The following is a 24,994-nucleotide window of genomic DNA, read 5'->3' on the forward strand; positions in this document are numbered from 1 at the left end:
GAAACAACACTGATGAGTAGATTGGATCCGCGTGAAACTCTTGATTGCAGGCGTTTGAAACACTGGGTGGAATTTCAGTTGATGGATGAACAGGGAAAACCGCTCATCAATGTGCCTTATGGCTTGGTAAGCTGGGGATTACCGAATCATGTGCGCAAGGGGACGACAGATGGTTTCGGGGTACTCAGGGAAGAAAACCTGTCAGCTCATCCCGTGATAGTGTCTATCCATGCCCAATCGTTGGCCGATGAGATGGAACAGCGCCCGTTGCGGGAAATACGCGGTGAAGCGGCATCAGTGGTGAAGCCCAAAGCAGAAGCGGAAGGCCACCAATATCATTATGTGACTATCGGGCAGATTAGTGATGGGTTGCCGGTGATTAAGGATTGGAATGACCCTAAAGACATTCCGCCTCCCTATCATTTCCCAGACCCGGAGCCAAGTGGCTACACGGTTCATCCATTAAATCAACGGTATGTCTTGGAAATATGCCCGTTTCGGGCCTGGGTCTTGCAGCTACATCATCAAAAAGAGTATTCCATTGTCAATGCGTATAACCAGTGTTTGATGAGTGTGTTGGCTTATGCCGGTGGGGATGTCAATGTTGAAGGCTCTGTTAAACATTTTTTTAATCGGCAGATGGTGGATGTTTCAACACTGCCGTATAAAGTGGAGAAATTATCGGCAACACCTGTGGTTTACGATGTGCCGTTTAGTGAACGTTATACTAAAGTGGAGTTCATTGATTCAGCAAATGTTGATGGTGTAGGAGGTAATACCCAGTTGTTTTATGTGGCCAGCCAGTGTGATGTAGTTGTTAGCTGGAAGGGCACGGCCAGTATGACGGATGCCATGACAGACGCAACGTATCAGCCTTTGGGGTTAGGCTGTGATGATAAAGCCCTGTGCAGCGGATTTATCCATAGTGGCAAAGTGCATAAAGGCTTTTGGGAGGCATTCAATTTAGTTGAAAAGTTAACAGTCCCCGGAGATAAAACCAAAACAGTATTCGATGATATTCTGGATTTGGCCGCAAGCAGAAGATTGTTTGTCTGTGGTCACAGTCTGGGAGGTGCACTGGCATTGTTGCACTGTGCCCAATTGAAAGAATTCGATCCTTGCCTTTACAGCTACGGGATGCCCAGAGTACTAACATGCAGTGCAGTGAGGGAATTATCAGCCATCACCCATTACCGTCATGTTAATGAAGATGATCCGGTTCCTGCGGTGCCCCCGGAAAAAAATCTGGATAACTGGCTTTATCGTTGTTGGGGGCCACTAGGTTATCTATTCAGTCCGATTGAATTGCTGGATTTTACCGACAGCGGTGAAATTTATCTGCATCACGGAAAAATAGTGCACTTTTGTAAAATCAATTTGGTTATTGAATGGCTGGAAGAACGTAATCCCAGTAATCATGTACGACTCAGAACCACCTTACCCACCAAAACAAAACTGTATTTAGTTCCGTCACTAAACCGTGAAACAAAAAATAATCTGAAAGATGCCGGGGACATTCAGAAAAGATTTTTTCAACAGATCAGTGAGGCAGATAAAGCCAAATGGTTTCCATTGAATGAAAACCCGACCTTAAAAGATGCGCTGGGTTTCCCTGATCACAGCTCACTGAAATATGCTCGTTATATTGGCGCACGGCTTGCCGAACTGGTTGCACCGGAGAAATACCATTTTTTCCGGGATCAGGAACAATTATTTGAAAAAACGCTAAATGAAAGGACCGATATTGTTCAAGGTATTCGGCAACGGGATGCATTATTTTTACAGATGGATCATCAGTTGCAGCAAGCATTGATTTGCACTCAACAGGATGAACAAGGTCCGTTGGCCTTATTACGCTATACGGATAACGGGGTAAGAATTGAGGAAGATTTATGATGATAAATATAAAAAAATACTTACTGATATTGTCAGTAATATTAATATCAGGCTGTGCTGACCCAAACGAGCCACTTTCTCCCCCGAAAAAGAATCAGTGGATCTCGGTAGAAGGAGTCGCGCCGAAATACACAAAACCCCATGTGTCTGCTGTGTATATATCAAAAAATTGCCTAAGATATCAATGGCATGCTGACATGTCCCTTTATAAGGTGCCGACCTATCACGGATTACGTCTAGATGTGAAGGCCGATCCGCAAACGGGTCACTTTCAGGCGAAATTACCTTTTAATGGCGGAGGCTGGTGCAAATGGAAAATTGACCGGGCCTTTGTATCGGTGAGTTATACCGATGTTAGTCATCTGATGAAAGATGTTGTTATATATGAAGGAGGTGGAGGAACAGGTCTAACCGCCTTTATCAACGATGCAATTCAAACAAATCTTAGCGAAACGGCAGCATCGAATACCATTAATTACAGTCCTATTATTTACCCTGTTTTGAAGAGGGTTGAAAAACGTCCGAACAGAATATTCTTACAGGGTGAATTGAGAATGCGCCCCTTTCGATTAACGTTAGTTCCAGAAGCGGAATGGAAAATCACCTTTAAGCCTAAATTGGATGAAACCAAAATGCCGAAAATCACCGTGACTAAAGAAAAGGAGTGGGTTGAATATCCAAATGGACACATTGAAACCAATACCCAAGAAGTCGGTTACCGATATATAAAGTAATCTCATCAGGAAAACTGACCATGATAAATATCAAGCAATGCTTATTAGTATTGTTAATTACATTAATATCAGGCTGTGCTGACCCAAATGAGCCACTTTCTCCCCCGAAAGAGAATCAGTGGATCATGGTAGAAGGCGTCGCACCGAAGTACATGAAACCATATGTTTCCGCTGTATATATATCAAGAAAATGCCTTAAATCTCAGTGGCATGCTGATATGTCACTTTATGAAGTGCCGACCTATCACGGATTACGTCTGGATGTGAAGGCCGATCCGCAAACGGGTCACTTTCAGGCGAAATTACCTTTCAATGGCGGAGGCTGGTGTAAATGGAAAATTGACCGGGCCTTTGTGACGGTAGGTTATACGGATGTTAGTCATCTGGCCAAAGACGCCACTATGTATAAAGGAGGAGAAGGAACAGGTTTAACTGCCTTTATCAACGATGCAGTCCAGACAAATCTTAGTGAAACCGCAGCATTAAATATCATAGATTACAGTCCGGTTATTTACCCTGTTTTGAAGATGGTTGAGAAGCGCCCGAAAAGAATATTCCCACGAGGTGAATTAGGTATGCGCCCCTTTCGATTAACGTTGGTTCCAGGAGCTGAATGGAAAATTACCTTTAAACCTAAGTTAGATGAAACCAAAATGCCGAAAATCATTATTCCCGGTCGTAACAAAGGACCCAATCGAGTTGAATATCCTGATGGCAGAGTTGATTTAAACAGAGATTCCATTGATTACTGGAAAATAAAATAACATCACCAAAGCCATATTATTCATTTACCTAAACAACTAACACCAGAAATAAGGAGTCCCTATGAACGATGGATTACATTTTCTCTGTCAGGTTACCGATTTGCCGGAGAAAACATTTGCGGTAGCGGAGTTCTCTTTACAGGAGGAATTATCCGAACTGTTTACTCTCTCTTTAACTCTGGTCAGTAAACGGGCCGATATTGATCTGGAGTCACTGTTATTACAGTCGGTGAAGTTCCGGGTGGTTTTCAACGGCGTTGAACAACGTCAGGTCAGTGGCATTATCGCACAGGCTGTACTGGGTGATACCCATACTCACCGCACGATTTATTATCTCACCGTCCGGCCTGCGCTCTGGCGGATGAGCCTGAATCAGGACAGCCGGATTTATCATCGGCAAAGCGTCCCGGAAATCCTAAAAAGCTTGCTGAAAAAACACTATATTCTGGCCGACTCCCAACTGAATGAGTTTCATTACACACGCGAATATGTGACGCAAAAGCGCGAGTCCGATTATGACTTTTTTGCCCGGTTAGTCGCCGAGGAAGGGCTGAATTTTTGGTTTGAAGACGACAAACTGTTTTTCAGTGACAGCCACTTAGGCATGACGGCCAATTTACCGTTGGTTTACAATCCGCAGGCACAAGTCGCCACTGAAATGAATGTGATTAATCAGGTGCGTCTGGGCGTCTCCATGACCCCGCAACGGGTGATCTATAAGGACCGGAATCCGCAAAACCCGTCTTATCGCCTGACACACCGGGCCAATATCGATCCCCGTGTAGAGGGGCAAGAAACCCTGTTTTCGATCTTTGAAAGCTACGGTCGTTTTCAGAAAGACGCGGAGGCGAAGCCGTTTGTCCAACGCCGTCAGCAGGCCGTCCAGAATCAACGTCAGTCCGGCAGCGGGCAAAGCAACTGTTTTAAACTGATGCCCGGTAAAATCTTTGACCTCAACGAGCATCCGATTGATGCCATGAACACCCGCTGGCAAATCGTGACCATTCATCATTACGGCAAGTGTCCGCAGGCCCTGCAAGAAGCCCGTGGCGGATCAGGAACTTATCTGCATAATGAATTCAGTTTTATTTCCGGCTATCAGGATTGGCGAGCGCTGTATCGCTACAAACCGCTGGCGGATGGTGATGAAGTGGCAACCGTGGTTGGCCCGGCCGGGGAAGAGATTTATGTCAATGAAGACGGTTGTATCCGCGTTCATTTTCACTGGGATCGTTATGATAAAGCCGATGAAAACGCGTCTTGTTGGGTACGGTTTGCGCAAGGCTGGAATGGCAGCGGTTACGGTTTTATGGCGGTTCCCCGTATCGGTCAAGAGGTGATCGTCTCTTATCTGAACGGTGATATTGATCGGCCGATTGTCACCGGCTGCACCTACAACGGCTTAAACCGGCCACCGTTGGATTTACCCGCTGAAAAAACCCGCACCACGTTTAAAACCCAGACTCACAAAGGTGACGGTTTTAATGAATTGCGGTTTGAGGATGCCAAAGATCAGGAAGAGATTTACCTGCACGGGCAGAAAGATTTGACCGCCCATATTCAGCACGATGCCTACTGGCATATTAAACACGACCATAAACAGCGGATCGATAATAACCGGTACAGTGAAATCCGCGCTGATGACCACCGGAAAATCACCGGCTCCGGTAAATACAGTACTGATGGGGATGTATCACACCGTATTACCGGCAGTCAGCATTTACAGACCGGGGAAGCACTGGTCACTGAAAGCGGTCAGGAAACGCACCTGAAAAGCGGCGGTAAAATCGTGCTGGAAGCCGCGTCGGAAATTACCTTAAAAATCGGCGGTCATTTTATCCGGTTAACTCCCGGCGGTATTCTGACCTCCCCAAATTTATTAGTCGGGCAAGGCGCTGCCGGTGCCGGGCGTGGACTATCCTTGCAACTGCCAGAAGGTGTAGAACCGCTGCCTGATGTGAAATCTCCAGTCAAACCGATTTGTGCCTTACAAGCCCAGAGGGATGTTAATTTAACTATCAATAACCAGGAGGATGAATGAACACGTCCATAAACTGGCAACAATGGCTGACCACGCCTAATAAGCCGCCTGTTTTCTTTATGCTCAATTCATTGGCAGAACCTAACCCAATCGGTCGCTTTTACAAAAACGACTGGGTAGAACAGGCTTTTCCGCTATACAGCGGTACACCGATGGATCACCTGCTGGCGCAAAGCCCCTGGCTGGTTCAGCCCAGGTCAGGCTATCTGTCAATCATCGGTCATCTGCTTGATAACCATACCCTGAGCGACAATAGTTGGGGGTGGGCTTACCGCAGTGAGGATTTATGGACCCAACAGCTTAATCACTGGCGTTCACGCCAGCAGGTGATATTGCGGGAAAGACAGATGATTTTACGCAGTATGGATCCCCGTATTCTCAGTCAGTTGTTACCGGCAATGATCATCAGCGATTGGTCAGCATTTTTGACACCGGTGAGTGAGTTAATGATCGATACACCCGAACCTCATTGGTACTCACGTCCTGAAAATTGTGGTCACAGCGGCAGTGAACAGCCCTTCGTTCTGGGTAGTCATTTACTGCATGCCTGGCATCATTCCGATTACGCCCTGCAAGGGATGGCATCTGTGATTGGTGATAATTTATGGGAAAACCACGGTAAGCTAGCAATAAAGCTGGATAAGCCACGAGGGAAATTACAGGAACAGATTATTCATTGGCTGAAAACACATTTAAAAAACGGCGATGACATCAGCAACATGACCTGTGGGGACTATTTGCAGATGCTCAATGAGCAATATCCAACCACTGATTACCAATATATAAAGTAATCTCATCAGGAAAATTGGCCATGATAAATATGAAAACATACTCGCCAGTATTGTCGGCAATATTAATTAACATTGTTTTTATGTATGCGCCTTAACAGGCGCATACATCAGAGCCACTTATTCAACTGAACAGGCGGAAGCCTTTGGAACATAATCGAAGTGTAATTCCCGATGCCGGTTTCTTTTTATACTCCAAACACCGTGAAAACGCTCCGCATTACTGGCGGTATACCGCACTGTGTGGCGAATATTACTGTGTCCAAGATAATCTTGTATCAGCCGGGTATCCACCCCCCTATCTGCAAGAGCAAAACCGCAGGCATGCCGCAACATGTGCGGGTGCGAATTTATAGAAATATTAGCCCGTTGCCCTAACTGGCTAATAATTTGATAAATGCGCTGGCGAGTCAACGGGTTCCCATAACGTGACAAAAATAACCAATCGCTGTCCGCACCCTGAAAGGTTTTACGCACTTTGAGCCAGGCCTTGATCGCCCGAATTTCATAGCCCAAGAGAGGATGATTTGTACAAAATCCACCTTTCAAACGCCGGATGTACAAACTTCCATCTTCCAAATCCAGATCGGATAACCGTAGATACCTAGCTTCACTAACACGTAAGCCATGAACAAAACTCATATATACCAGACAATAGTCGCGCTCCGGATTAGCGCTCTCTTTTGCTACTTCCAGCATACTTTCCACTTCGCGTTGCGTCAGATGTTTTCGTTGACCCATTATGGTCTATCCCAAATATTCTTTGCCTTAACGCATTGAACACACTGCGTTATCTGTAACTGATTAAGACCCGGAACCAACCCTAAATCCCCCATAGTAGCTAAATCTGCACCAAGATGGCGGCAGATGACTAAACGAAACTGCTTTTGCTGTGCCTGATCCATGTTCAAGCTGTGTAATAGATAAGTTTTCAATGTCTTTCTCCGGTGGCCCTCCCCTATTCTTACCATCACACAATAAAAAGAAAAATAGTGATTCAATTAACCGTCCCTCAACAAATGAGTCATATTGGCTTAAAATATCAACAAAAATCACTGCGATAGGCTCAACAACCATTTTAACAAAAGGATCTGTGCCAGATTGATTTTTGGTTCAAATCACAAGGAAGGATGTTGATGTAGTAATACATGTCAGCTGTCGATAAACGTTCCATCTCTCTATTTCTCTGCCAGAGAAATCCGGCGGGCAACAAACATGACTGGCTGGTCACACTAACACATGTTCCTTTGTGCAAAACGATGCAGTACACCAGCCAGATACGAAATTAGATTTTTTAAATCGTTGTCCAATTTTACCCATGTCGCCATAATAATGCCCTTCACTGCCAAGTGGTATCTTTAAAACCCATACATTATGACTCATTATCCCCCTTTTCAGCTAATTATTTACGCAAAAATATAATTTGCGAGTGTACTCGCACGTTTAAAGGCCACATGTTATTTTCTCTTTTATTTTTCATTTAAAACAATAAGATAGATACAGTTTCATCCTACCCTACAGCTATTCTTAATCTGTCTAATGATATCTATGCCAAGGAATAGGTTATTGAAAACAATCATTGTTGTGTTGCAGAACCCCGATAAATCTTCATACCGGTCCCGTGTTGATTTCAGCAAACCGAACAATTGATCTCCTGATCCGCCATCTCAGTATAGCGCAACCTGACATGAGTTTTTTTCGTCAAAAGTACCAATGGCTATATCCCCTGCATAAAAGTATTTTTACATCAAATAATAAATCATTTAATTAACACGTACAGGTAAAAATAAAAAATCTTATTTTTTAACGAACTAACTATTGCAATATGTTATATAATCAGGTTATTTTAATTAGAATCATTAAAAACGCTTCCAATAATTACTTAAATGATAATTAAGGAGTTGCCATGTCAAATATAAGAAGCAAACCAAATAATATCACTCCGCAATTAGTTTACATGTGGGAAAGAAGTAATGAACCTTGGAGAGCTAAAGATTGCCAGTCAAAATTTATCTATGTCAATCCTGCCTTTTACCAACGACTCAATTTACCTGAAAACTTTGATATTACAAGGATTTCAACAGATGAATCACCCTCGCCTATTGCAGAATATGAAGAAGAATATTACCATCAGGATCAAAAAATTATTCAAACTATGCGAAAAGTAACTTCAATGGAAACATTGACACAAACTAGTGGGAAGTTCTTTTTCTCACCCTTCGCTCATTAGATGAAAAAAGTATCAGTGAGAAATTAATGCTGAGCACAGAATATTCATAATATATTATATAAAAATAAATATGACTAGAAAAAATTCGACTATTTCGTTACAAATAATAAACACCTTGGAAATCAGCAACGAGCCGTGGGGAATAAAAGATAAATCTTCCTCTTTTCTCTATGGTAATGATGCATTAATTAAACTTCAGAATATAGACAACAATTATGATTATGAAGGTAAATATGATAGTGATATTCCCTGGAAAGGCAATGAATTTTCCGAAGATTTTATTAAACATGATTTAAAAGTAATAGAAAATGAAGAAAGTGTTTTATCATTAGAAACACATGTATTTGGACGAGATAAAGTTCTATCATCTTATTTCCAGGAAAAATTTCCACTCTATGATGATAAAAACGAATGTATCGGCATCCTTCTCCATGCCTGGAAAGTTCAGGATAACTCACTAACTCGGCTATTCCATAACAAACTACCCGCTTCTATTATATTTCAATCGCCAACTCACCTCCTTACTGAGCGAGAATGGGAGGTAGTCTTCCTTTTTCTGCAAAAATATAGCAGGAAACAAATCAGCAAATTACTTAATATTGCTGATAAAACCATAGATAGATACATAAAAAAGATTTATGATAAATTGGACGTTAGTTCAGATTCACAACTGGAGGAATATTGCCGGCTAAATAGTTTTGATCTCTATGCACCAAAAAGGTTTTTATTGTCTTACTTATAAATGTCGTCTATTTATTCAAATTTTTATAAGGTAATAATGTTATAAAGGTCAAATATGAGTCAATCAGGATGTAAAAAAGTCCCTTTTATTACTCCTCAGTTAACTAATATGTGGGATAAAAGCTCAGAACCGTGGTTTGTAAAAGATAAGGAATTCCGTTTTATTTATGCAAATGCAATATTTCTTAAATTCAATAACTTAGCTGAAAATTTTAATGTTATCGGATATACCGATAAAGAATTACTAACACCAGTTAATAAATTTACTCACCTTTTTGAGGAACATGATCGTAAGGTCTTACAGTATATGCAGCGAATATCATCTCTTACCACTTATTCTCCAAACAAAAACGAACAATTTATATCCTATTTTTGTAATAAATACCCACTAATGGATGAAAATAATCAGTGTATTGGCGTAATTTCTCACGCCAGAGAAATACATAACTTTACCGTGTCTCATTATATGGAGAATGATATTCCTATATCGATTATATTTCAGCCACCAAACGATATTTTGAAAGAGAAAGAATGGGTAATAATTTTTTTATTCTGCCGTGGCGTCAGCAATAAGTATATTGCTGACGAAATGAAAATTTCATATCGCACTGTGGAAAAATATTTCGAAAGTATCTATGAGAAACTATCAGTTAACTCAGCTATTGAATTAAGAACACTTTGCAAAGAGAATGGTTATGATCTTTATATTCCCACCAAATACCTTCAGTCTATAGGCCATATTTTATTATAAGTAATTGATTTTATTATATGTTTATGTTTGCTTGTTTAATTAACCTGCGTTGTGTTTAAAATTCCCCTTAACCTGATATATGGAAAACAATTTTATAAATAAAAATAAAGGGCTTAATACGAGACTAAATCATCACTTTTCTGAATGTTTACTCCCTCGTTTCTTTTGTTAAAGACTTTTAGAAAACTAAGAAACCATTCGACCAGCATCAGCATTGATTGAATGCTTATTATGGTCAAATGGTTTGCATTAATATTTTAGGTAAAAGAGATCGAGACAGGGCATCTGTAACTCTGTATCAACCCCAAAATCCCGATATTTCAATCAACGAACAATAACTCCCAACAGAATTCCCAATACGCCAAAATCAGCGTCACTGAATGTCGTGTTAGCAATACCGATATCCCCCAAAACAGGTAACAGGAATACAGGCAGAAAAGTTATCAGCAAGCCTTGAGCAAAAGCACCGAGAATAGCACCTCTGCGACCGCCCGTCGCATTACCGAAAACCCCAGCCGCAGCTCCAACGAAGAAATGTGGTACAACACCGGGAATAATTACCGTCATACCCAATATATACAATATAAACATACCGATGATACCGGCAATAAAACTGCTCAGGAAACCAACTAATACCGCATTAGGCGCGTAAGGGAATACAACCGGACAATCCAAAGCAGGTTTAGCATTCGGAACTAATTTGTCAGAAATTCCTTTAAACGCGGGGACAATTTCTGCAATCACCATTCTCACACCTTGCAGTATGATATATACACCTGCGGCAAAGGTAATAGATTGCATTAGCGAAAACATAAACCCATTTTTTCCGCCACTGACTTCTCTCACAAAATCACCACCAGCAAACAAGCAAGTGACCATGAAAATAATTGCCATCGTGAAAGAGATAGCAACTGGTGTATCACGCAGGAACAGCAAGCTTTTCGGTACATTCATCTCTTCCGTTGAGTGCTCTTTGTTACCCAGTTTACTGCCAATAAAACCGGACAAAACATAGGAGAGCGTGGAAAAATGCCCAATGGCAACGTCGTCGGAACCTGTCACTTTCTTCATATACTGATGAGCGATCGCCGGAAAGAAAACCATAGCAATCCCAACAACCACAGAACCAATAACCACCAACATAGTTCCGTTGATCCCTGCGGTTGCCAGAATGACCGCGGCCATCATGGACATAAATAGTGTGTGATGCCCTGTCAGGAAGATGAATTTCCACGGGGTAAAACGGGCAATCAAGATATTGATCACCATAGCAAAGAACATAATCATTGCCATTTCTTTGCCAAAACTTTTCTGCGCAATGGCAACAATCGCTTCGTTGTTTGGCACTACCCCCTGAATGCCAAAAGCATGTTGGAAAATTGCAGCAAAGTCTCCCAATGAAGAGACAATTAATCCGGCCCCAGCCCCCAAGATCACAAAACCCATAATGGTTTTTATGGTACCTTTGATACATTCAGTCACCGGCTTTTTTTGCGCGACCAGACCAATAAGCGCGATAAATCCCACTAAAATCGCAGGTTCTGACAATACATCACTCATCAGAAAATGGAAGAATTCCATGACAGCCTCCGGTTACAACGCACCAAATTCGGCTAACGCCACGGACAGACGCGCTTTCATTGCAGCTTTATCCACCATATTGTCCAGCGCAACAATTTTGCCATCAACTGCCTGAGCAACCAGTTGTTCTGCAATATCTTTAGTACCAACAAAAATATCGCTTTGAGTTGCTTTTGCTGAACCCAGATCAACATGATCAACGCTGGCATCTATCCCCATCTCTTTCAGAATATTTTTAATGCTCATTTCCATCATCAGGCTGGTACCTAGCCCATTTCCACAAACGACTGTAATTTTCATACTGTTTTCCCATAGCAAAAAAATAACGAATTAGTATCTGTTAATAACAGCAAGAATCTCTTCTTTACTTTTAGCCTCCATCAGCAACGCTGTATCTTGTTGATTATCAAATAGTGCAGCAAGTTGAGAAATCACTTCAATATGGCTATTGCTGTCAATCGCGGCCAAGACAATCAACAGTTTGACCGGATCATTTTCTTCAGAACCAAACTCAACACCTTTACTAATAACGGTTAATGCTAAAGACAGCTTATTGACACCTTCCTCAGGTCTGGCATGTGGCATGGCAATTCCCGGGCCAACAACGTAATAGGGCCCAATGGCCTCATGAGAGCAATAAATAGCATCAATATAACGCAGTGAGATTGAACTATTCTCCACCAGAGGCTGGCAAGCAATAGCAATAGCTTCGCGCCAGTCTTTCGCGTTAGAGATAATTTGGATCACATCACTGGTGAGTAAAGTTTTTAGCATCAGCTTCTCCTGAAATTACATTCCGCTTTCTATCCCCGGTTTTCTACCCAGTGATATTAGTCACAAATGGTAGCGCTATCTATCATTGCAATTCATTATTGTGATAGCACTATCATTTGTTACCTGATCGATTTACCTGAATGTAAAAAACACGTCATGGTTTTTTCCCACGACTTGCCTGAGATAAGGTAGAATCCCACCGTCAAATTCATAGCCGTTAGTTAAAAAAAGAAAAATATTGATGGAAAAGACACGAAAACGCCGTAATACAGGGCGAGTAACATTACAAGATGTTGCTAAGTATGCCGGCGTCGGTTCAATGACGGTTTCTCGTGCATTGAGAACGCCAGAAATGGTATCGGATAAATTACGGGAAAAAATTGAACGGGCCATACAGGCATTAGGCTATATCCCCAATGGCGCTGCCGGCGTACTTGCCTCAGGCCAAAGCAATATTATCGCGGTTCTTGTTCCATCTCTGACAGATAGAGCCAGCGCCACATTTATACAATCCCTGCAACAGGTGCTGAATAAACATGCCTTCCAAGTTTTACTCGGATGTCATGAATATAACCGCAATAAAGAAGCCGAAATTATCATGACATTGCTGCAAAGCAACGCAGCTGCATTGGTTATCTTCGGTTCTCAACTGGTAGATAAAATCTATAACAACATTTCTCATATCAATATCCCGATTATCAATGTCGCGGGATCTCATCAACAACAAACAACAATCAATATAGAAACGGATTTTTCCGCAGCAGCTTATACCCTGACTGAACATATGCTGAATAAAGGCCGGAAGCATATTGGTTATATTGGCGCACAGATGGATAATCGTTTGCAAAATCAGCAAATTAATGGCTGGAATAAAGCCATGTTGCATCACTATCAGAACACAGACCAAAATATCACGACACCGGATGCTGCCAGTATGCAATTTGGTTGTCAGGCAATCGCTGAAATGTTATTACGTCAACCGGAATTGCAAGGCGTGATTTGCAGCCATGAAGTGATTGCCTTAGGAGTCATGTTTGAATGTCAGCGTCGTCTGCTTAAAATACCGGCTGATCTGGCTGTTGCCTGCCTGGAAGGCTCTGATAACTGCGATCACACACAGCCAACACTGACATCAATCCGCATTGACTATCCCAAAATAGGAAAGGACACAGGAAAATGGCTGGTAAAACTGCTTAATAAACAGGATGAAGATGAGCCAGAATATCAAAATAATCAATATCATCTGTTTTCGTATAAGTTTGAACCAAGACAAAGTACTTAACGGAGTTGAAAATCCCAGTAAACTGCCACAAGAGCCTATAAAAGCGCTAATTATTTAATCTGCCGACAACTTAGATCATGTGGCTTAAAAGGAAAACCCGCGCAATCTTCAACCCGATTAACTATGTCAGCAATTGTCGTTTCAGCCAGGGTAGCTTCCAATACACAGGTAATACGCAAGAACTCATCTTCTAAAACCGGAGTGATATTATGTCCGATATAACATTTGGGATTGGGTTTGGAACGGTGTAACGTGAAATATAATGGATCTTCAACTGTACGATAAACATCCAGCAATGAGACCTGCTCCGGTGGCCGAGCCAGTAACGCTCCCCCGCCCTGACCCATTTGCGAATAGGTCAACCCGGCTTCGGCAAGGGCACCCAAAAGCCGGCGAACGACAGTCGGATTAGTATTCACACTTTTTGCGATATCTTCGGAGCGTACAGCTTGACCATGATGAAGCGCAATATCAGTGAGAATATGAATAGCCACGGCAAAACGGGTAGATGTCGGCACTGGAAAACCCTGTATATCTTAAGGATGTCATTGAGAATAGCAGAAAATAAGAAAAAAGTTATATGATATGTCACTAACTTCGCCGCATAGTAAATAGTGAAATTCAGGATGTCAATCTGTCTGATTAACATTCCTGCTCCTCCCGATCTGTCACCACATATCATTATCTGGTTTAGCTAGTGCGACGAGCTTGATATATCAGGTTAAATACGATCTGCATGGGCGCGTTCAATCTGAAGAGTATCGGCAACCTGCTGTAATTTAATTAACTGACCATCCCGTACTGTCCATATGTGAACAAAACGAGCAATAAATCGTTTGCCTTTCTTTATTCGTCCCAAGTAATTCCCCAACACAATGACATGATCACCTGACTCGAAATATTCAGAGCCATCTGCAACGAATTCATCAGTATCGTTAAAAAGCGGCACAAAAAAATTGTTTAATATGTCTTCAATGCCTTCATAAATCCCACTATATCGGGAACCTTCGGTAATATCCCAAACAACATCACTCCCCATGATCTGGCGAAGAATATCGACATCACCCATAGAATCGTAAAAACGACGAACAATAGATATATTTAATGAATCTGACATTGATACTTCTCCTTCAAATTACCCCACGTTGATAATAAGGTCGCCTCTGGTCAAACGAGCCGACCTGATATTCTGGGATGTTCAGTAAAAATTCTATAGAACTTTTAATTTACATCCCCGGAAAATAACCCGAACATCTTTCATCTTAGGCTATCCATTGCGGGTAAGATATCCCCTTACCTAGGTAAGCACAGGATAATCGGTATAGCCCACAGGCCCAGGCACCATAAAGGTTTCCGGTTGTTGTTCGTTAAATGGCGCTGCAACTAAAAGCCGATAAGGTAAGTCTGGATTAGAGATGAAAAAGTGACCGAAAGCCACCGCATCAGCCCTACCGTCAGCAAGCGCTTGTGTAGCACTCTCTCTTGTCAGCCCCTCATTGGCAATATAGGTTGACCCAAAGGCTTCTTTTATCATCTTGCCTAGATCACCGTCAATAACAGGATCACGCGAGAAAATGAAAGCAATGCCACGTTTACCCAGTTCACGCGCGACATATCCGAAAGTCACCATAGGATTGGAATCCGCCATGGAGTAATAACCACCACGTGGTGACAAATGCATACCAACGCGAGATGCTCCCCAGACTGAAATACAAGCATCTGTTACTTCAAGCAGCAACCGGGCCCGGTTTTCTACTGAACCGCCGTACTGATCCGTACGCTGATTAGCATTATCTTGCAAAAATTGATCGAGCAAATAGCCATTGGCGCCATGTATTTCCACGCCATCAAATCCTGCCACCTTCGCATTTTCCGCTCCGCGTCTGAACATCTCAACAATGCCGGGAATTTCATCAGATTCCAGAGCCCGAGGAACCACAAAGGGGCGTTTTGGGCGTAATAAGCTGACATGACCATCAACTGCAATCGCACTTGGGGCCACTGGTTGTTCTCCATTAAGAAAAATGGGATCCGATACCCGCCCCACATGCCAAAGCTGCATGAAAATACGCCCACCGGCAGCATGTACCGCATCCGTCACTAACCGCCACCCAGCAACTTGTTCGTCTGACCAAATGCCAGGAGTATCAGCGTAACCCACACCCTGTGGCGTCACTGAAGTCGCTTCACTGATAATCAAACCAGCAGATACGCGCTGAACATAATATTCCACCATCAGAGCATTGGGGATACGTCCTTCTCCCACTGCACGGCTACGTGTCAGAGGCGCCATAATGATACGATTCGGCAAGTCAAGATCACCAATGCGAATTGGGTCAAAAAGTGTAGGCATATTTTTTCTCTCATATAGACTAAATAAATGCACTTCGTTGTAAATCATTACTAGGTACATAACCAGGTAATACCACCAGCAAACAACATCGGTCAGGGAATGTATTCATTCTCAAACCCTTAGTAACAGGGGATCCGCCGATATGAATTAATGTAACTTACACAGTTACATTAAACAAGAGGGATCTGATATCAGATGTCAGGATATCTGCCAGATGATAGTGCTATGACACAACAATTAATAACCTGCGTTTGAGTCCACGTTTATCGTGATTTTTGACTCACATTAACTGTAATTCTCAAATAGCTGAAATTCACGGCGTCATGACCGGCAGAACCTCTCCGGACTATTGACTCAGATGAGCAGTTGTATGCCAACCCAATTTTATCTTTTTTAGCACTCCCCCCTCAAAAATTAGCTATGATTACAAATGGCTTGCCTGATGCTGGCAGGTTGTCGATTGATATGTAAGAAAATTGTTACGAGGAGGATAACCATATGAATTTATTAGATGATTTACAAAAAAAACTGGACGGTTACTTTAATAAAACAAGTGGAATCAACTATGTAAAAATATTTGATACTCCCAAAATATGGGGGCTTCCTTTTGGAAAAGAGATAATGCCACAGGCTGTTAAAAGGGCAGCGGAATTTGAAGATGCTATTGTAAGCATTCTGGAAAACATGCGTTATCGCTGTGATATTTCCTCCTTAAATGCCCCGGATGCAGAGTGGAGAAAAGTTATCCTATCAGCTATTGATAGCGCATTTACCAAAAAAATCAACAGGAAGGACAGAACTCAGATAAGGTTCTTATTCGCTCAAACACCGACATCTTTGTTAAACGGTGTGAATTCATACTTTGAAGGTACCCCTGAATATTTGGCATTGAAGAATGATATTATTAAATTAATTCAAGAAAGGAGAGATCATTGGGAGTGTATACCTGAAATATGGATTGGTCGGTTTTACAGGATAGTAGACGGACTCAAAGTATCATTAGAGAAAAAAGTACTACCAGAGGAAATGTTTCCAGAAGATGATACCAGAATGACATGGAATCATACAAAAATTATCGCAGTTGATGGAATTGAGTCATTTGTCGGCGGCCATAATTTAAATATGGATCTTTTTAGAAATTACCCTCCAGTTCATGATGTCTCTGTTAAAGTTATAGGAACAGCATCATTAAGCTCACAATTATTTTTAAATAACATGTGGGAAACAGATACAGACCTCTTAACTAAAGAATTCTTTGATATAGATGAAAATAGATGGGTTAATGCAAATGGTCTTGTGGGAAGTCCGGAAGATCCATTAAAAAAAGAGCGCGTTACTGAATATATCGATAGAAAAGAAGAAGAGAACCTAAAAAATCCACCTAAGGACCCAGAATATAAGAAAACAAGCAGGATATTATCCGTAGGTAAATATTGGTCTGGGCCTGATATGCGAACGGATTATAAAAAAGGCTCTGAAATAATGAAAGAGTTTATAATAAAGAATGCAAAGAAGAAAATTCGCATGTCCCAACAGGATCTTGTCAGTGCATGGAAAAAACAATGGCGAGATCATCATGTGTGCCGATGGTTGATCGAAGCACTTCTTTCCAACCCCGAGCTGGAAGTTCAAATTGTTGTATCGCCACTTGATGCAGCAGCAGGTGCTGCTGGTGATCAATATTCTTTTGGTTCTGGAGCCAAAAGAACGTTTGAAATATTTAAATACTATTTAACACATGATGAGCATACCGATAAGAAGCTAGAAGATCCGGATGGAATCAGGCAAGCCGCACTGAAAAGAATAGAGGTTGCCCCTTTTTTCTTTACAGACAAAGTCCCTGAAGATCTTTTGATTGAAGGTACTACATACAAATGGCCAACCCCAGATGAAAATTCTTATACCGCTACGCTAAAAGAACCGTCTCTTTCTGAAAGACCTCCACAAATAGGTGCGATAGGACGCCCATTCCGATCCTTAATTAAAGCAAGTGGTCCGGTATATCCCAAAGTTCCCCCTGCTCCTGGGAATCATGCAAAAGTAACAATAATTGATGATGAACTCTACGTGGTTGGTTCTGATAATCTCTATCCGGGTTATCTTTCGGAGTTCAACTATCTTATTGAGGGAGAAGATGCGGTGAAAACTTTCATAAAATCCTACTGGGAACCGTTGTGGAAATACTCAGGAAAACATTCATTTAATTACAAAAATGTTTGATGTAAGCAACAAGTGTACTGATATATTCCCGCCAAATACGCGGGAATATAACTGGAAAAACATTAAGAAGATGACTTTTCAGAGAGAGTAGGAAACTAAACGATTAGATTTTGGCTGCATCCAGGTATTTTGTCATTTCATCATCAGGCACCATACCACCGCCGGTTGCCCAAACCAGATGTGTAGCCTGCTTCATTTTGTCCACCGAAAGGTTTTTACTATTCAGGTAATCAAGGTTTCCGCTAACACGAGCAGGGCCAGCCATCCCAACTAACGCCGAAGGCTCCAATCGGATACCCTCATCACGATTAAGTAAGCCCAACAGATTATACATTTCCTGATCATGAACGGTATAAAAACCATCCAGCAAACGTTCCATAGCACGCCCAACAAAGCCGGAAGCCCTTCCTACCGCAAGACCATCAGCAGCAGTAATATTGTCGATACCAATATCCTGTACACAAATATTGTCGTGCAGACCGGTATATACACCCAACAACATACAGGGGGAATGGGTGGGTTCAGCAAAAATGCAATGCGCATGATCACCAAAAGCCAGTTTTAATCCGAACGCGACACCGCCAGGACCACCACCAACACCGCATGGCAGATAAACGAATAACGGATGATCTTCATCAACGACCATATTCATTTGCTCAAGCTGCGCTTTTACCCGTGCCCCCGCTACAGAATACCCCAGAAATAACGTTTGGGAGTTTTCATCGTCGATAAAGAAACAATTGGGATTAGATTCCGCTTCTTTACGGCCCTGGGCCACGGCCACCCCATAATCTTGTTGATATTCCACGACATTAACCCCATGTGAACGTAGCTTTTGCTTTTTCCATTCACGGGCATCGGCAGACATGTGCACACTGACATTAAAACCCAGCTTCGCACTGATAATACCTATGGATAACCCCAAATTACCGGTGGAACCTACCGCAATGCTGTATTGATTAAAAAACTGCCTGAACTCTTCTGAAAACAGTTTGCTGTAATCATCATCTTCAGAAAGCAAACCAGCTTGTAATGCTAATTTTTCCGCGTGAGTTAATACTTCATAAATTCCACCACGGGCTTTAATCGAACCAGAAATGGGCAAGTGACTATCTTTTTTGAGCAAAACTTTTCCTGCGATATCCACACCATAATGTTGCTCCAGTGTTTTCTGCATCGCAGGAATAGCGACTATCTCTGATTCAATAATGCCATGTGTGGCTTCTGTTTCTGGGAAAGCTTTACATAAATAAGGTGCAAAACGATTCAGGCGTGCTTCAGCATCCCCGACATCATTAGCATCCAAACCCACGAAAGGTAATCCCTCTTTAAAAGTAGTGTTACAAGGGTTAAACCAAAATATTTCCTCCAATTCCATTAAATTTTTTACTAACGGATACTCATTTAGTAATTGTTGAATTTCAGTACTTTTCATTTATGTGTTAACCCAAGATTGGTGTTTCCCTGGTATATAAAAAAACTCTTACTTTTTTAATTATTAAAATTATTATATTCAATATGTTATGTTTACTACGATTTTCTACAAAACATCAGCACATCACAGTTTATCTATTTTTTATCTTCCCCTTATTTTGATTACTACGGTTACTATTTATTTTTTATTATTTTAGCTATAAAGCTGCCTATTTTATAGGCTTCCCTGGTACTGACACATTCGCACTTCTTATTCTTATTTTTCAAGGCTGAACTATTCTTCCCTCTCATTACACGATGGTAGAAAGAAGAAATGTCCCAGCCAACGCAACAATAGATGCAATAAATGTTGCGGTTGTATAGTATTTAAAAGTTTCACTGAGCGTTGCACCACAATACTGCTTAACCAACCAAAACAGCGAATCAGTTACAATAGTACAGCCGATAGCTCCGGAACCAATAGCTAACGCAATAATTTCAGGGCTGATATCCGGATATAACGGCAATATTGGTGAAACAATCGCTGTTGCACCCATCATTGCTACAGTTGCTGAACCAACCGCTGCATGCAAAATAATAGCAACCAACCAAGATAAAAAAATTGGATTCATATCCAGGCCCGACAAAATAACGGCCAGCGTATCACTAAGCCCACTTGCTTTCAGAATGCAATTGAATGCTCCGCCTGCGCCGATAATCAATAAGATATTAGCGATAGAGGAGAAACAATCTTCTGTCTTCGTCAACAGTGTACTCATGCCCATATTTTGCCTGATGCCCAAAGTGTAATAGGCAACAAACGCGGCAATAAACATGGCTGTAATAGGGTTGCCGATAAATTCCAACACCGTATAAAAAGTGGTGCCTTTTTCCATATTTAATTCGGCAGCCGTTTTAATCAGCATTAAACCAATTGGCAATAACACAGTAAATAATGTCATGCCTAAAGAGGGTAAATCTTCTTCCTTGTGAACTTTAATTTCAGAAAATTCAGCCGAAACCGATTTAAAAGGCAGACGGCTACCGAGAAGTTTCTGGAATAATGGGCCGCTAATTAAAGCAGCAAACAGAGCAACTACCAGCCCATAAACAATGACTGAACCAATATCCGCACCCAGTTTATCCGTCACAAATAATGCGGCCGGGTGTGGAGGAACAATACAGTGAACCGCCATCAACGCTGTGCATAATGGGATCGCTAATTTCAACAGTGATGTGTTGGTTTTCCTGGCAATAGAAAAGGCCAGTGGGATTAACAATACTACTCCCACTTCAACAAACAGCGTAATACCACAAACCAGACCAATCAGTACCATAATGATGTCTGGTGAAAGCCATCGGCATTTTTGCAATGTGATACCAATGCGCTCTGCTGCGCCGGATATCTCCATCATCTTACCAAGAATAGTTCCCAAACCAATCACCGCAGCCAAAAAACCCAGCGTACCACCAATCCCCTTCTCAATGGCACTTACCATCTCAACAGGGTTCATTCCCATCAATGCACCGACATAAAAACTTGCCAACAATAGCGCTAAAAAAGGGTGAATTTTTAATTTAATTATCGTAAATACAATTAGCACAATACTTGTGAGTAACGTACCTATCACCCAAGGTTGTGAATCCATTCAATCATTCCTCACAGTTAGCCTCTGCTCATCACATGCATTTTTACTATTGAATATGAATATTCAATTTTTGACAAATGATTAATACATAGTCATGCATGAGCCAGATTGAGCCAATTCAGTGATGCAGATCAAATTTTTCACTTTATTTGAGATTTAAATCACTAAAACTATCTGAAACATACCGCCTTAATGATACGGTTGCATTATCCCGTCGTCGACGAAACAGAAACATCATAAATATGTACACAGATGATAATTTCATGGTTGTAAATAAGCTACTCAATGGAAACCAGTTATCAAAACTGCATACATTTGAGATAGCGGCCCGTCACTGCTCTTTTGCTCTGGCTGCTGATGAGCTAGCTATCAGCGCCAGTGCAGTCAGCCATCGAATCAGTTCACTGGAACAAGAACTGGGGTTCAAACTTTTCCAACGTTTTCACAGAAAGATTGAATTAACTTGTGAAGGAAAGCGTTTATTTTGGACAATTAAATCAACTCTGGAGCATTTGAATCAGGAAATTCTGGAAATAAAAAATCAGGAGTTATCGGGTAATCTGACTATTTACTCCCGCCCTACTTTTACTCAATGCTGGTTAGTTCCCAAATTGGCTACTTTTAATCAACTATATCCGTCCATCAATTTGAACATTCTGGTCGGTAACGAAAATGTGAATTTCCGCGGTTATGGTATCGATCTTGCGATTTACTTTGATGATATTATGTCTAATGAGCTATCACATCAATACCTGATGAGTGAATACATTACTCCAGTCTGTAGTCTACAATATGCAGAAAAGCATAACCTGATGGGAAATATCGATAATCTGCAATATTGTACACTATTGCATGATAAACAAGCATGGAGCTACGATTCTGATACCAAAGAATGGGACACTTGGACAGAACGCTTTGACATTACACTGGACCCATCACAAAAATGTATAGTCTTCGATCGCTCTGACTTAGCTGCCGTCGCTGCAATGCACCACGCGGGTGTTGCAATGGGAAGAAAAAATATGATTTGGGAAAAAATTGAAAATAACGAATTAGTCGCGCCATTTCCCAACACCGAAGTGCTATGCAAACAGTATTACTATACCTGTACCCTACCCCAACAACAGAATGAGAAAGTCAATGCATTTATTCAATGGCTGAAATCAACCATAAACGAATAAAAATATAGCCAATCATCAGTCTGCCTCCAAAAAACCCCCTCCTTCAAGACAAAGGGAAAGGAGGCGATTTTGCTGTTAACGATTAGTTTTTGGGTTTTCACATTTTCCGATACAGTATGTGGGAGCCATGAAACGGGCATATAAATATCCCCGCAAGAATTGTTTCCCCATAAACTGCCATGTCAGACTATTTTTCATTCAATTCAGTACGTATTAACACATTATTAATGTAGATATAAGTCACATTATTTGCATTTAGACAAGAATAGATTTGTCTGTTTACCAACAACAGAATCAACATAACATTAATTTAATCATCTACATCAAAGTATCACCAGAAAATATACTAAGAATTGCAGGGATTATCTTAGATTCTTTTTATTACGTAAAAAATGACGATAATTTTAGGAAAAAAAGTTAAGGTAAAGGAGAGTACATTATGAGAAATTTATTAAAAACTCTAGGAAAAGTCCCTGTTTCTATTACTATCTTAGATCTCATTTCATCTAATAATGATGATGAAGATATTAATTAAACTGTGTATCATGGCCATGGATAGGCCACAAAAATAAAAAACAATTTTTTCATTCAAACTAATGTACATTAACACTTCATAGATATAAATCACATCTTATGCAGTTAATAAAACAATATAATCATTTGATTTATATATAAAAAATTAATTTAACTTAATCCAATGAAAAAATATTTTATTAGATAACTAAATAAAGTGTTTCTATTTACGCCTTACTCATTTCAACTTCAATAAAACCACCTCAATACTTTTAATCTATAAATGCTTAATACTCTTTTAATGTTCCTAAATAATTCCTTATTTGATTATATAAAAATAAAGAATTTTTAATATAGCTCATTCATTGACAAGAAAAGAGGAAAGAATTTTCAGTTAATAATTGATGAACATTACAACAATAAAAAAATTATTTATGATAATTAAAGTCATCCTTCTCTGCTGCTATCCACCAGGAAAAAATAATAATGGTTAGTTAATCACGTATAAAATATAAAATTCACCAAAAAAATATATACTAAAAGTCTAAGTTATGATATTTATTATAGCCGTTGGCAAGAAAGTCATTAAAATAGTTATAAATTATTTTACTTGTAAATTATATAGAGTGTAATTAAATGCAAAAACTTTTACTAAGCTGTGGCGCTATTTTTTCTGTATTTGCAATAACTTTACCTGCTCAAGCTGAACAACATACAGCTTCTATCGGGTATGCCTATATGAAACCACAAGACATTAAAGCGCTAAATGGCGCGACCCTGAGTTACCGATATGAATTGGATGATCAATGGGGCGTGTTATCATCATTTACCTTTACTAAAGGAGATGAAAAGGAAACAGCAGAACGCCAAAAAATTGATACTAAGTATTATTCTTTGATGACTGGCCCAACTTATAGAATTAACGATTATATTAGTTTATACAGTCAGGTAGGATTATCCAGAATGAACCTGAAATGGTCCGATAGCGATAATAATATAAATGGAAAGATAAATGAAAACGCCTTAGGTTGGGGAGCCGGACTTATTATAAACCCAACAACGAATACATCAATTACAGCCGGTTATGAAGGCAGCCGCTTTGATATCAAAGACGGTGGAGATAAATATAAAATTTCCACCAATGGCTTCAATATAAGCGTCGGCTATCGTTTCTAATTTAAGCAATAAATGGCTACACCGTCAGGGTTTTTCTTATAAAAAACCTTGTGGTATCCCTCATAAATTCGATGCAGAAAAACAGATACATTTATTCAAATTTTTCACCACAATGCTACCTGATATAGCGAACTCGCTGATGTCTAGAATTAACGACCATTTTCAGGTGTTAAAAACTGCATCTTGAAGTTTCTTGGGTATAAGAGAAGATAATGTCTTTTAGTTCTTCTCAACTAAAAACAAAATGGTACGTTCAGTACCATTTTGTTTTATACTTATAATGGTATTATCTTTACGCCAGCGTTCATCTTTCCAATACTTATCATAGTATTTTATAAATCCCATGTTTTCAGTGTGTTTTATTAATTCTGCCAGACGACTCAATTTTACATTTGAAAATATAATTTCGTTAGTCATGGTGTTGTTACCATCAGGGGAGTCATAGTATATGATATAATCATTTGAAATTAAAGGTAAACCCTTAATCTCATCAAAGGTAAATGCGTAATAATAAATAAAATTTCTTTTTGTATATGATAAGTTAACATTCGCTAATGATGCAAAAAAAAGAATAACAACAATCGCTAAAATAAATATACATATACATATACGTATGAAACTACTCAACCGCAATCCCAGCATATTCTTTACCTATATTAACCATTTTTAATCTCAAGGCTTTTTTGTTCTTGTATGCAGCTTGTTTTGTACAGCAATTACATTAACTCGTTATAGTTTCTATTACTTTGAAAGGGTATCCTATAGGTATCCTTGAAAAAGAAAAGGACTCACAATATTAGCGTAAGTCCTTGTTAAATCTGGTGGGTCGTGGGAGGCTCGAACTCCCGACCAATTGATTAAGAGTCAACTGCTCTGCCGACTGAGCTAACAACCCAATGTGAACGAT

General features: G+C 40.4%; 23 protein-coding genes, 1 tRNA gene and 1 pseudogene. 13 read left to right on the forward strand and 12 right to left on the reverse strand.

The genetic code is table 11. The features are described 5' to 3' along the window. The first annotated feature begins 12 nt into the window (after positions 1–12). The 5 genes from ABR397_RS02025 to ABR397_RS02045 all read left to right on the forward strand — a co-directional run bounded on the left by ABR397_RS02025 (position 13) and on the right by ABR397_RS02045 (position 6,226). The gene (locus ABR397_RS02025) at positions 13–1,896 is read left to right on the forward strand and encodes a lipase family protein (protein WP_350304246.1); all 1,884 of its coding nucleotides are present in this window, start codon (positions 13–15) and stop codon (positions 1,894–1,896) included. Then, positions 1,896–2,630 (forward strand): hypothetical protein, encoded by a 735-nt coding sequence (locus tag ABR397_RS02030; protein ID WP_350304321.1) that lies wholly within the window; start codon positions 1,896–1,898, stop codon positions 2,628–2,630. The genes ABR397_RS02025 and ABR397_RS02030 overlap by 1 nt, the downstream gene beginning before the upstream one ends. 20 nt (positions 2,631–2,650) lie before the next feature. Continuing rightward, positions 2,651–3,394 carry a hypothetical protein gene (locus tag ABR397_RS02035; protein ID WP_350304247.1) on the forward strand — a complete coding sequence of 248 codons (744 nt, stop codon included), beginning with the start codon at positions 2,651–2,653 and terminating at the stop codon, positions 3,392–3,394. A gap of 61 nt (positions 3,395–3,455) precedes the next feature. After that, positions 3,456–5,435, forward strand: coding sequence for a type VI secretion system Vgr family protein (locus ABR397_RS02040; protein ID WP_350304248.1), 1,980 nt, complete (start codon positions 3,456–3,458; stop codon positions 5,433–5,435). Then, a complete protein-coding gene (locus ABR397_RS02045) occupies positions 5,432–6,226 on the forward strand; it encodes a DUF4123 domain-containing protein (RefSeq protein ID WP_350304249.1) in 795 nt (264 codons plus the stop codon). Before ABR397_RS02040 ends, ABR397_RS02045 begins: the two co-directional genes overlap by 4 nt. 117 nt (positions 6,227–6,343) lie before the next feature. On the opposite strand, the gene ABR397_RS02050 is transcribed toward ABR397_RS02045, so the two are convergent. Both ABR397_RS02050 and ABR397_RS02055 read right to left on the reverse strand, forming a co-directional pair. Beyond that, the gene (locus ABR397_RS02050) at positions 6,344–6,964 is read right to left on the reverse strand and encodes a tyrosine-type DNA invertase (protein WP_350304250.1); all 621 of its coding nucleotides are present in this window, start codon (positions 6,962–6,964) and stop codon (positions 6,344–6,346) included. Further along, positions 6,964–7,158 carry a hypothetical protein gene (locus tag ABR397_RS02055; protein ID WP_407072848.1) on the reverse strand — a complete coding sequence of 65 codons (195 nt, stop codon included), beginning with the start codon at positions 7,156–7,158 and terminating at the stop codon, positions 6,964–6,966. Before ABR397_RS02055 ends, ABR397_RS02050 begins: the two co-directional genes overlap by 1 nt. Positions 7,159–8,129: 971 nt before the next feature. On the opposite strand from ABR397_RS02055, the gene ABR397_RS02060 reads away from it, so the two are divergent. The 3 genes from ABR397_RS02060 to ABR397_RS02070 all read left to right on the forward strand — a co-directional run bounded on the left by ABR397_RS02060 (position 8,130) and on the right by ABR397_RS02070 (position 9,945). Next, positions 8,130–8,453, forward strand: a complete 324-nt coding sequence (locus ABR397_RS02060) for a hypothetical protein (protein ID WP_350304251.1) — start codon at positions 8,130–8,132, stop codon at positions 8,451–8,453. A 70-nt stretch (positions 8,454–8,523) separates the two neighbouring features. Beyond that, positions 8,524–9,195 (forward strand): helix-turn-helix transcriptional regulator, encoded by a 672-nt coding sequence (locus ABR397_RS02065; protein ID WP_350304252.1) that lies wholly within the window; start codon positions 8,524–8,526, stop codon positions 9,193–9,195. A gap of 54 nt (positions 9,196–9,249) precedes the next feature. Beyond that, entirely contained in the window at positions 9,250–9,945 is a 696-nt protein-coding gene (locus ABR397_RS02070) for a helix-turn-helix transcriptional regulator (protein ID WP_350304253.1), read from the forward strand. 324 nt (positions 9,946–10,269) lie between these two features. Here the strand turns inward: ABR397_RS02070 and ABR397_RS02075 are convergent, their stop codons facing one another. Genes ABR397_RS02075 through ABR397_RS02085 form a run of 3 tightly spaced genes read right to left on the reverse strand, consistent with a single transcriptional unit; the run spans position 10,270 to position 12,300 of the window. Next, on the reverse strand, positions 10,270–11,526 hold the full coding sequence (locus ABR397_RS02075) for a PTS ascorbate transporter subunit IIC (protein WP_350304254.1): 1,257 nt from the start codon (positions 11,524–11,526) through the stop codon (positions 10,270–10,272). Positions 11,527–11,538: 12 nt separating this feature from the next. Next, positions 11,539–11,826, reverse strand: a complete 288-nt coding sequence (locus ABR397_RS02080; RefSeq protein ID WP_350304255.1) for a PTS sugar transporter subunit IIB — start codon at positions 11,824–11,826, stop codon at positions 11,539–11,541. Positions 11,827–11,856: 30 nt separating this feature from the next. After that, positions 11,857–12,300 carry a PTS sugar transporter subunit IIA gene (locus tag ABR397_RS02085; RefSeq protein WP_350304256.1) on the reverse strand — a complete coding sequence of 148 codons (444 nt, stop codon included), beginning with the start codon at positions 12,298–12,300 and terminating at the stop codon, positions 11,857–11,859. Positions 12,301–12,541: 241 nt separating this feature from the next. Between ABR397_RS02085 and ABR397_RS02090 the strand changes: the two genes are divergently transcribed. Then, positions 12,542–13,582, forward strand: a complete 1,041-nt coding sequence (locus ABR397_RS02090; protein WP_350304257.1) for a LacI family DNA-binding transcriptional regulator — start codon at positions 12,542–12,544, stop codon at positions 13,580–13,582. 50 nt (positions 13,583–13,632) lie between these two features. Here ABR397_RS02090 and ABR397_RS02095 read toward each other — a convergent pair whose 3' ends face one another. The 3 genes from ABR397_RS02095 to ABR397_RS02105 all read right to left on the reverse strand — a co-directional run bounded on the left by ABR397_RS02095 (position 13,633) and on the right by ABR397_RS02105 (position 15,935). Continuing rightward, positions 13,633–14,100 (reverse strand): Rrf2 family transcriptional regulator, encoded by a 468-nt coding sequence (locus ABR397_RS02095; protein ID WP_350304258.1) that lies wholly within the window; start codon positions 14,098–14,100, stop codon positions 13,633–13,635. A gap of 203 nt (positions 14,101–14,303) precedes the next feature. After that, entirely contained in the window at positions 14,304–14,699 is a 396-nt protein-coding gene (locus ABR397_RS02100; protein WP_350304259.1) for a nuclear transport factor 2 family protein, read from the reverse strand. Between the two features lie 180 nt (positions 14,700–14,879). Further along, positions 14,880–15,935: an alkene reductase gene (locus ABR397_RS02105; RefSeq protein ID WP_350304260.1), complete on the reverse strand. Its 1,056-nt coding sequence runs from the start codon at positions 15,933–15,935 to the stop codon at positions 14,880–14,882. Positions 15,936–16,433: 498 nt separating this feature from the next. Between ABR397_RS02105 and ABR397_RS02110 the strand changes: the two genes are divergently transcribed. Next, complete coding sequence (locus ABR397_RS02110) at positions 16,434–18,155, forward strand: phospholipase D-like domain-containing protein (RefSeq protein ID WP_350304261.1); 1,722 nt, start codon at positions 16,434–16,436, stop codon at positions 18,153–18,155. 103 nt (positions 18,156–18,258) lie between these two features. Here the strand turns inward: ABR397_RS02110 and ABR397_RS02115 are convergent, their stop codons facing one another. Beyond that, positions 18,259–19,590, reverse strand: coding sequence for a D-serine ammonia-lyase (locus ABR397_RS02115; RefSeq protein ID WP_350304262.1), 1,332 nt, complete (start codon positions 19,588–19,590; stop codon positions 18,259–18,261). A 289-nt stretch (positions 19,591–19,879) separates the two neighbouring features. Next, positions 19,880–21,217: a D-serine transporter DsdX gene (gene dsdX / locus ABR397_RS02120; protein WP_350304263.1), complete on the reverse strand. Its 1,338-nt coding sequence runs from the start codon at positions 21,215–21,217 to the stop codon at positions 19,880–19,882. Between the two features lie 242 nt (positions 21,218–21,459). Between dsdX and dsdC the strand changes: the two genes are divergently transcribed. The 3 genes and pseudogenes from dsdC to ABR397_RS02135 all read left to right on the forward strand — a co-directional run. Further along, positions 21,460–22,398, forward strand: coding sequence for a DNA-binding transcriptional regulator DsdC (gene dsdC, locus ABR397_RS02125; protein WP_350304264.1), 939 nt, complete (start codon positions 21,460–21,462; stop codon positions 22,396–22,398). 1,149 nt (positions 22,399–23,547) lie between these two features. Beyond that, positions 23,548–24,087 (forward strand): Ail/Lom family outer membrane beta-barrel protein, encoded by a 540-nt coding sequence (locus tag ABR397_RS02130; protein ID WP_350304265.1) that lies wholly within the window; start codon positions 23,548–23,550, stop codon positions 24,085–24,087. A 7-nt stretch (positions 24,088–24,094) separates the two neighbouring features. Further along, positions 24,095–24,172: pseudogene (locus ABR397_RS02135) on the forward strand (winged helix-turn-helix domain-containing protein); the annotation flags it as partial. Between the two features lie 134 nt (positions 24,173–24,306). On the opposite strand, the gene ABR397_RS02140 reads toward ABR397_RS02135, so the two are convergent. Both ABR397_RS02140 and ABR397_RS02145 read right to left on the reverse strand, forming a co-directional pair. Beyond that, the gene (locus tag ABR397_RS02140) at positions 24,307–24,729 is read right to left on the reverse strand and encodes a hypothetical protein (protein ID WP_350304266.1); all 423 of its coding nucleotides are present in this window, start codon (positions 24,727–24,729) and stop codon (positions 24,307–24,309) included. Positions 24,730–24,906: 177 nt separating this feature from the next. Next, positions 24,907–24,982: transfer RNA gene (locus ABR397_RS02145), tRNA-Lys, on the reverse strand. Positions 24,983–24,994: the final 12 nt, after the last annotated feature.

Origin of the sequence: Photorhabdus viridis (genome assembly GCF_040256935.1) — a bacterium.
Classification (GTDB): Bacteria; Pseudomonadota; Gammaproteobacteria; order Enterobacterales; family Enterobacteriaceae; genus Photorhabdus; species Photorhabdus viridis.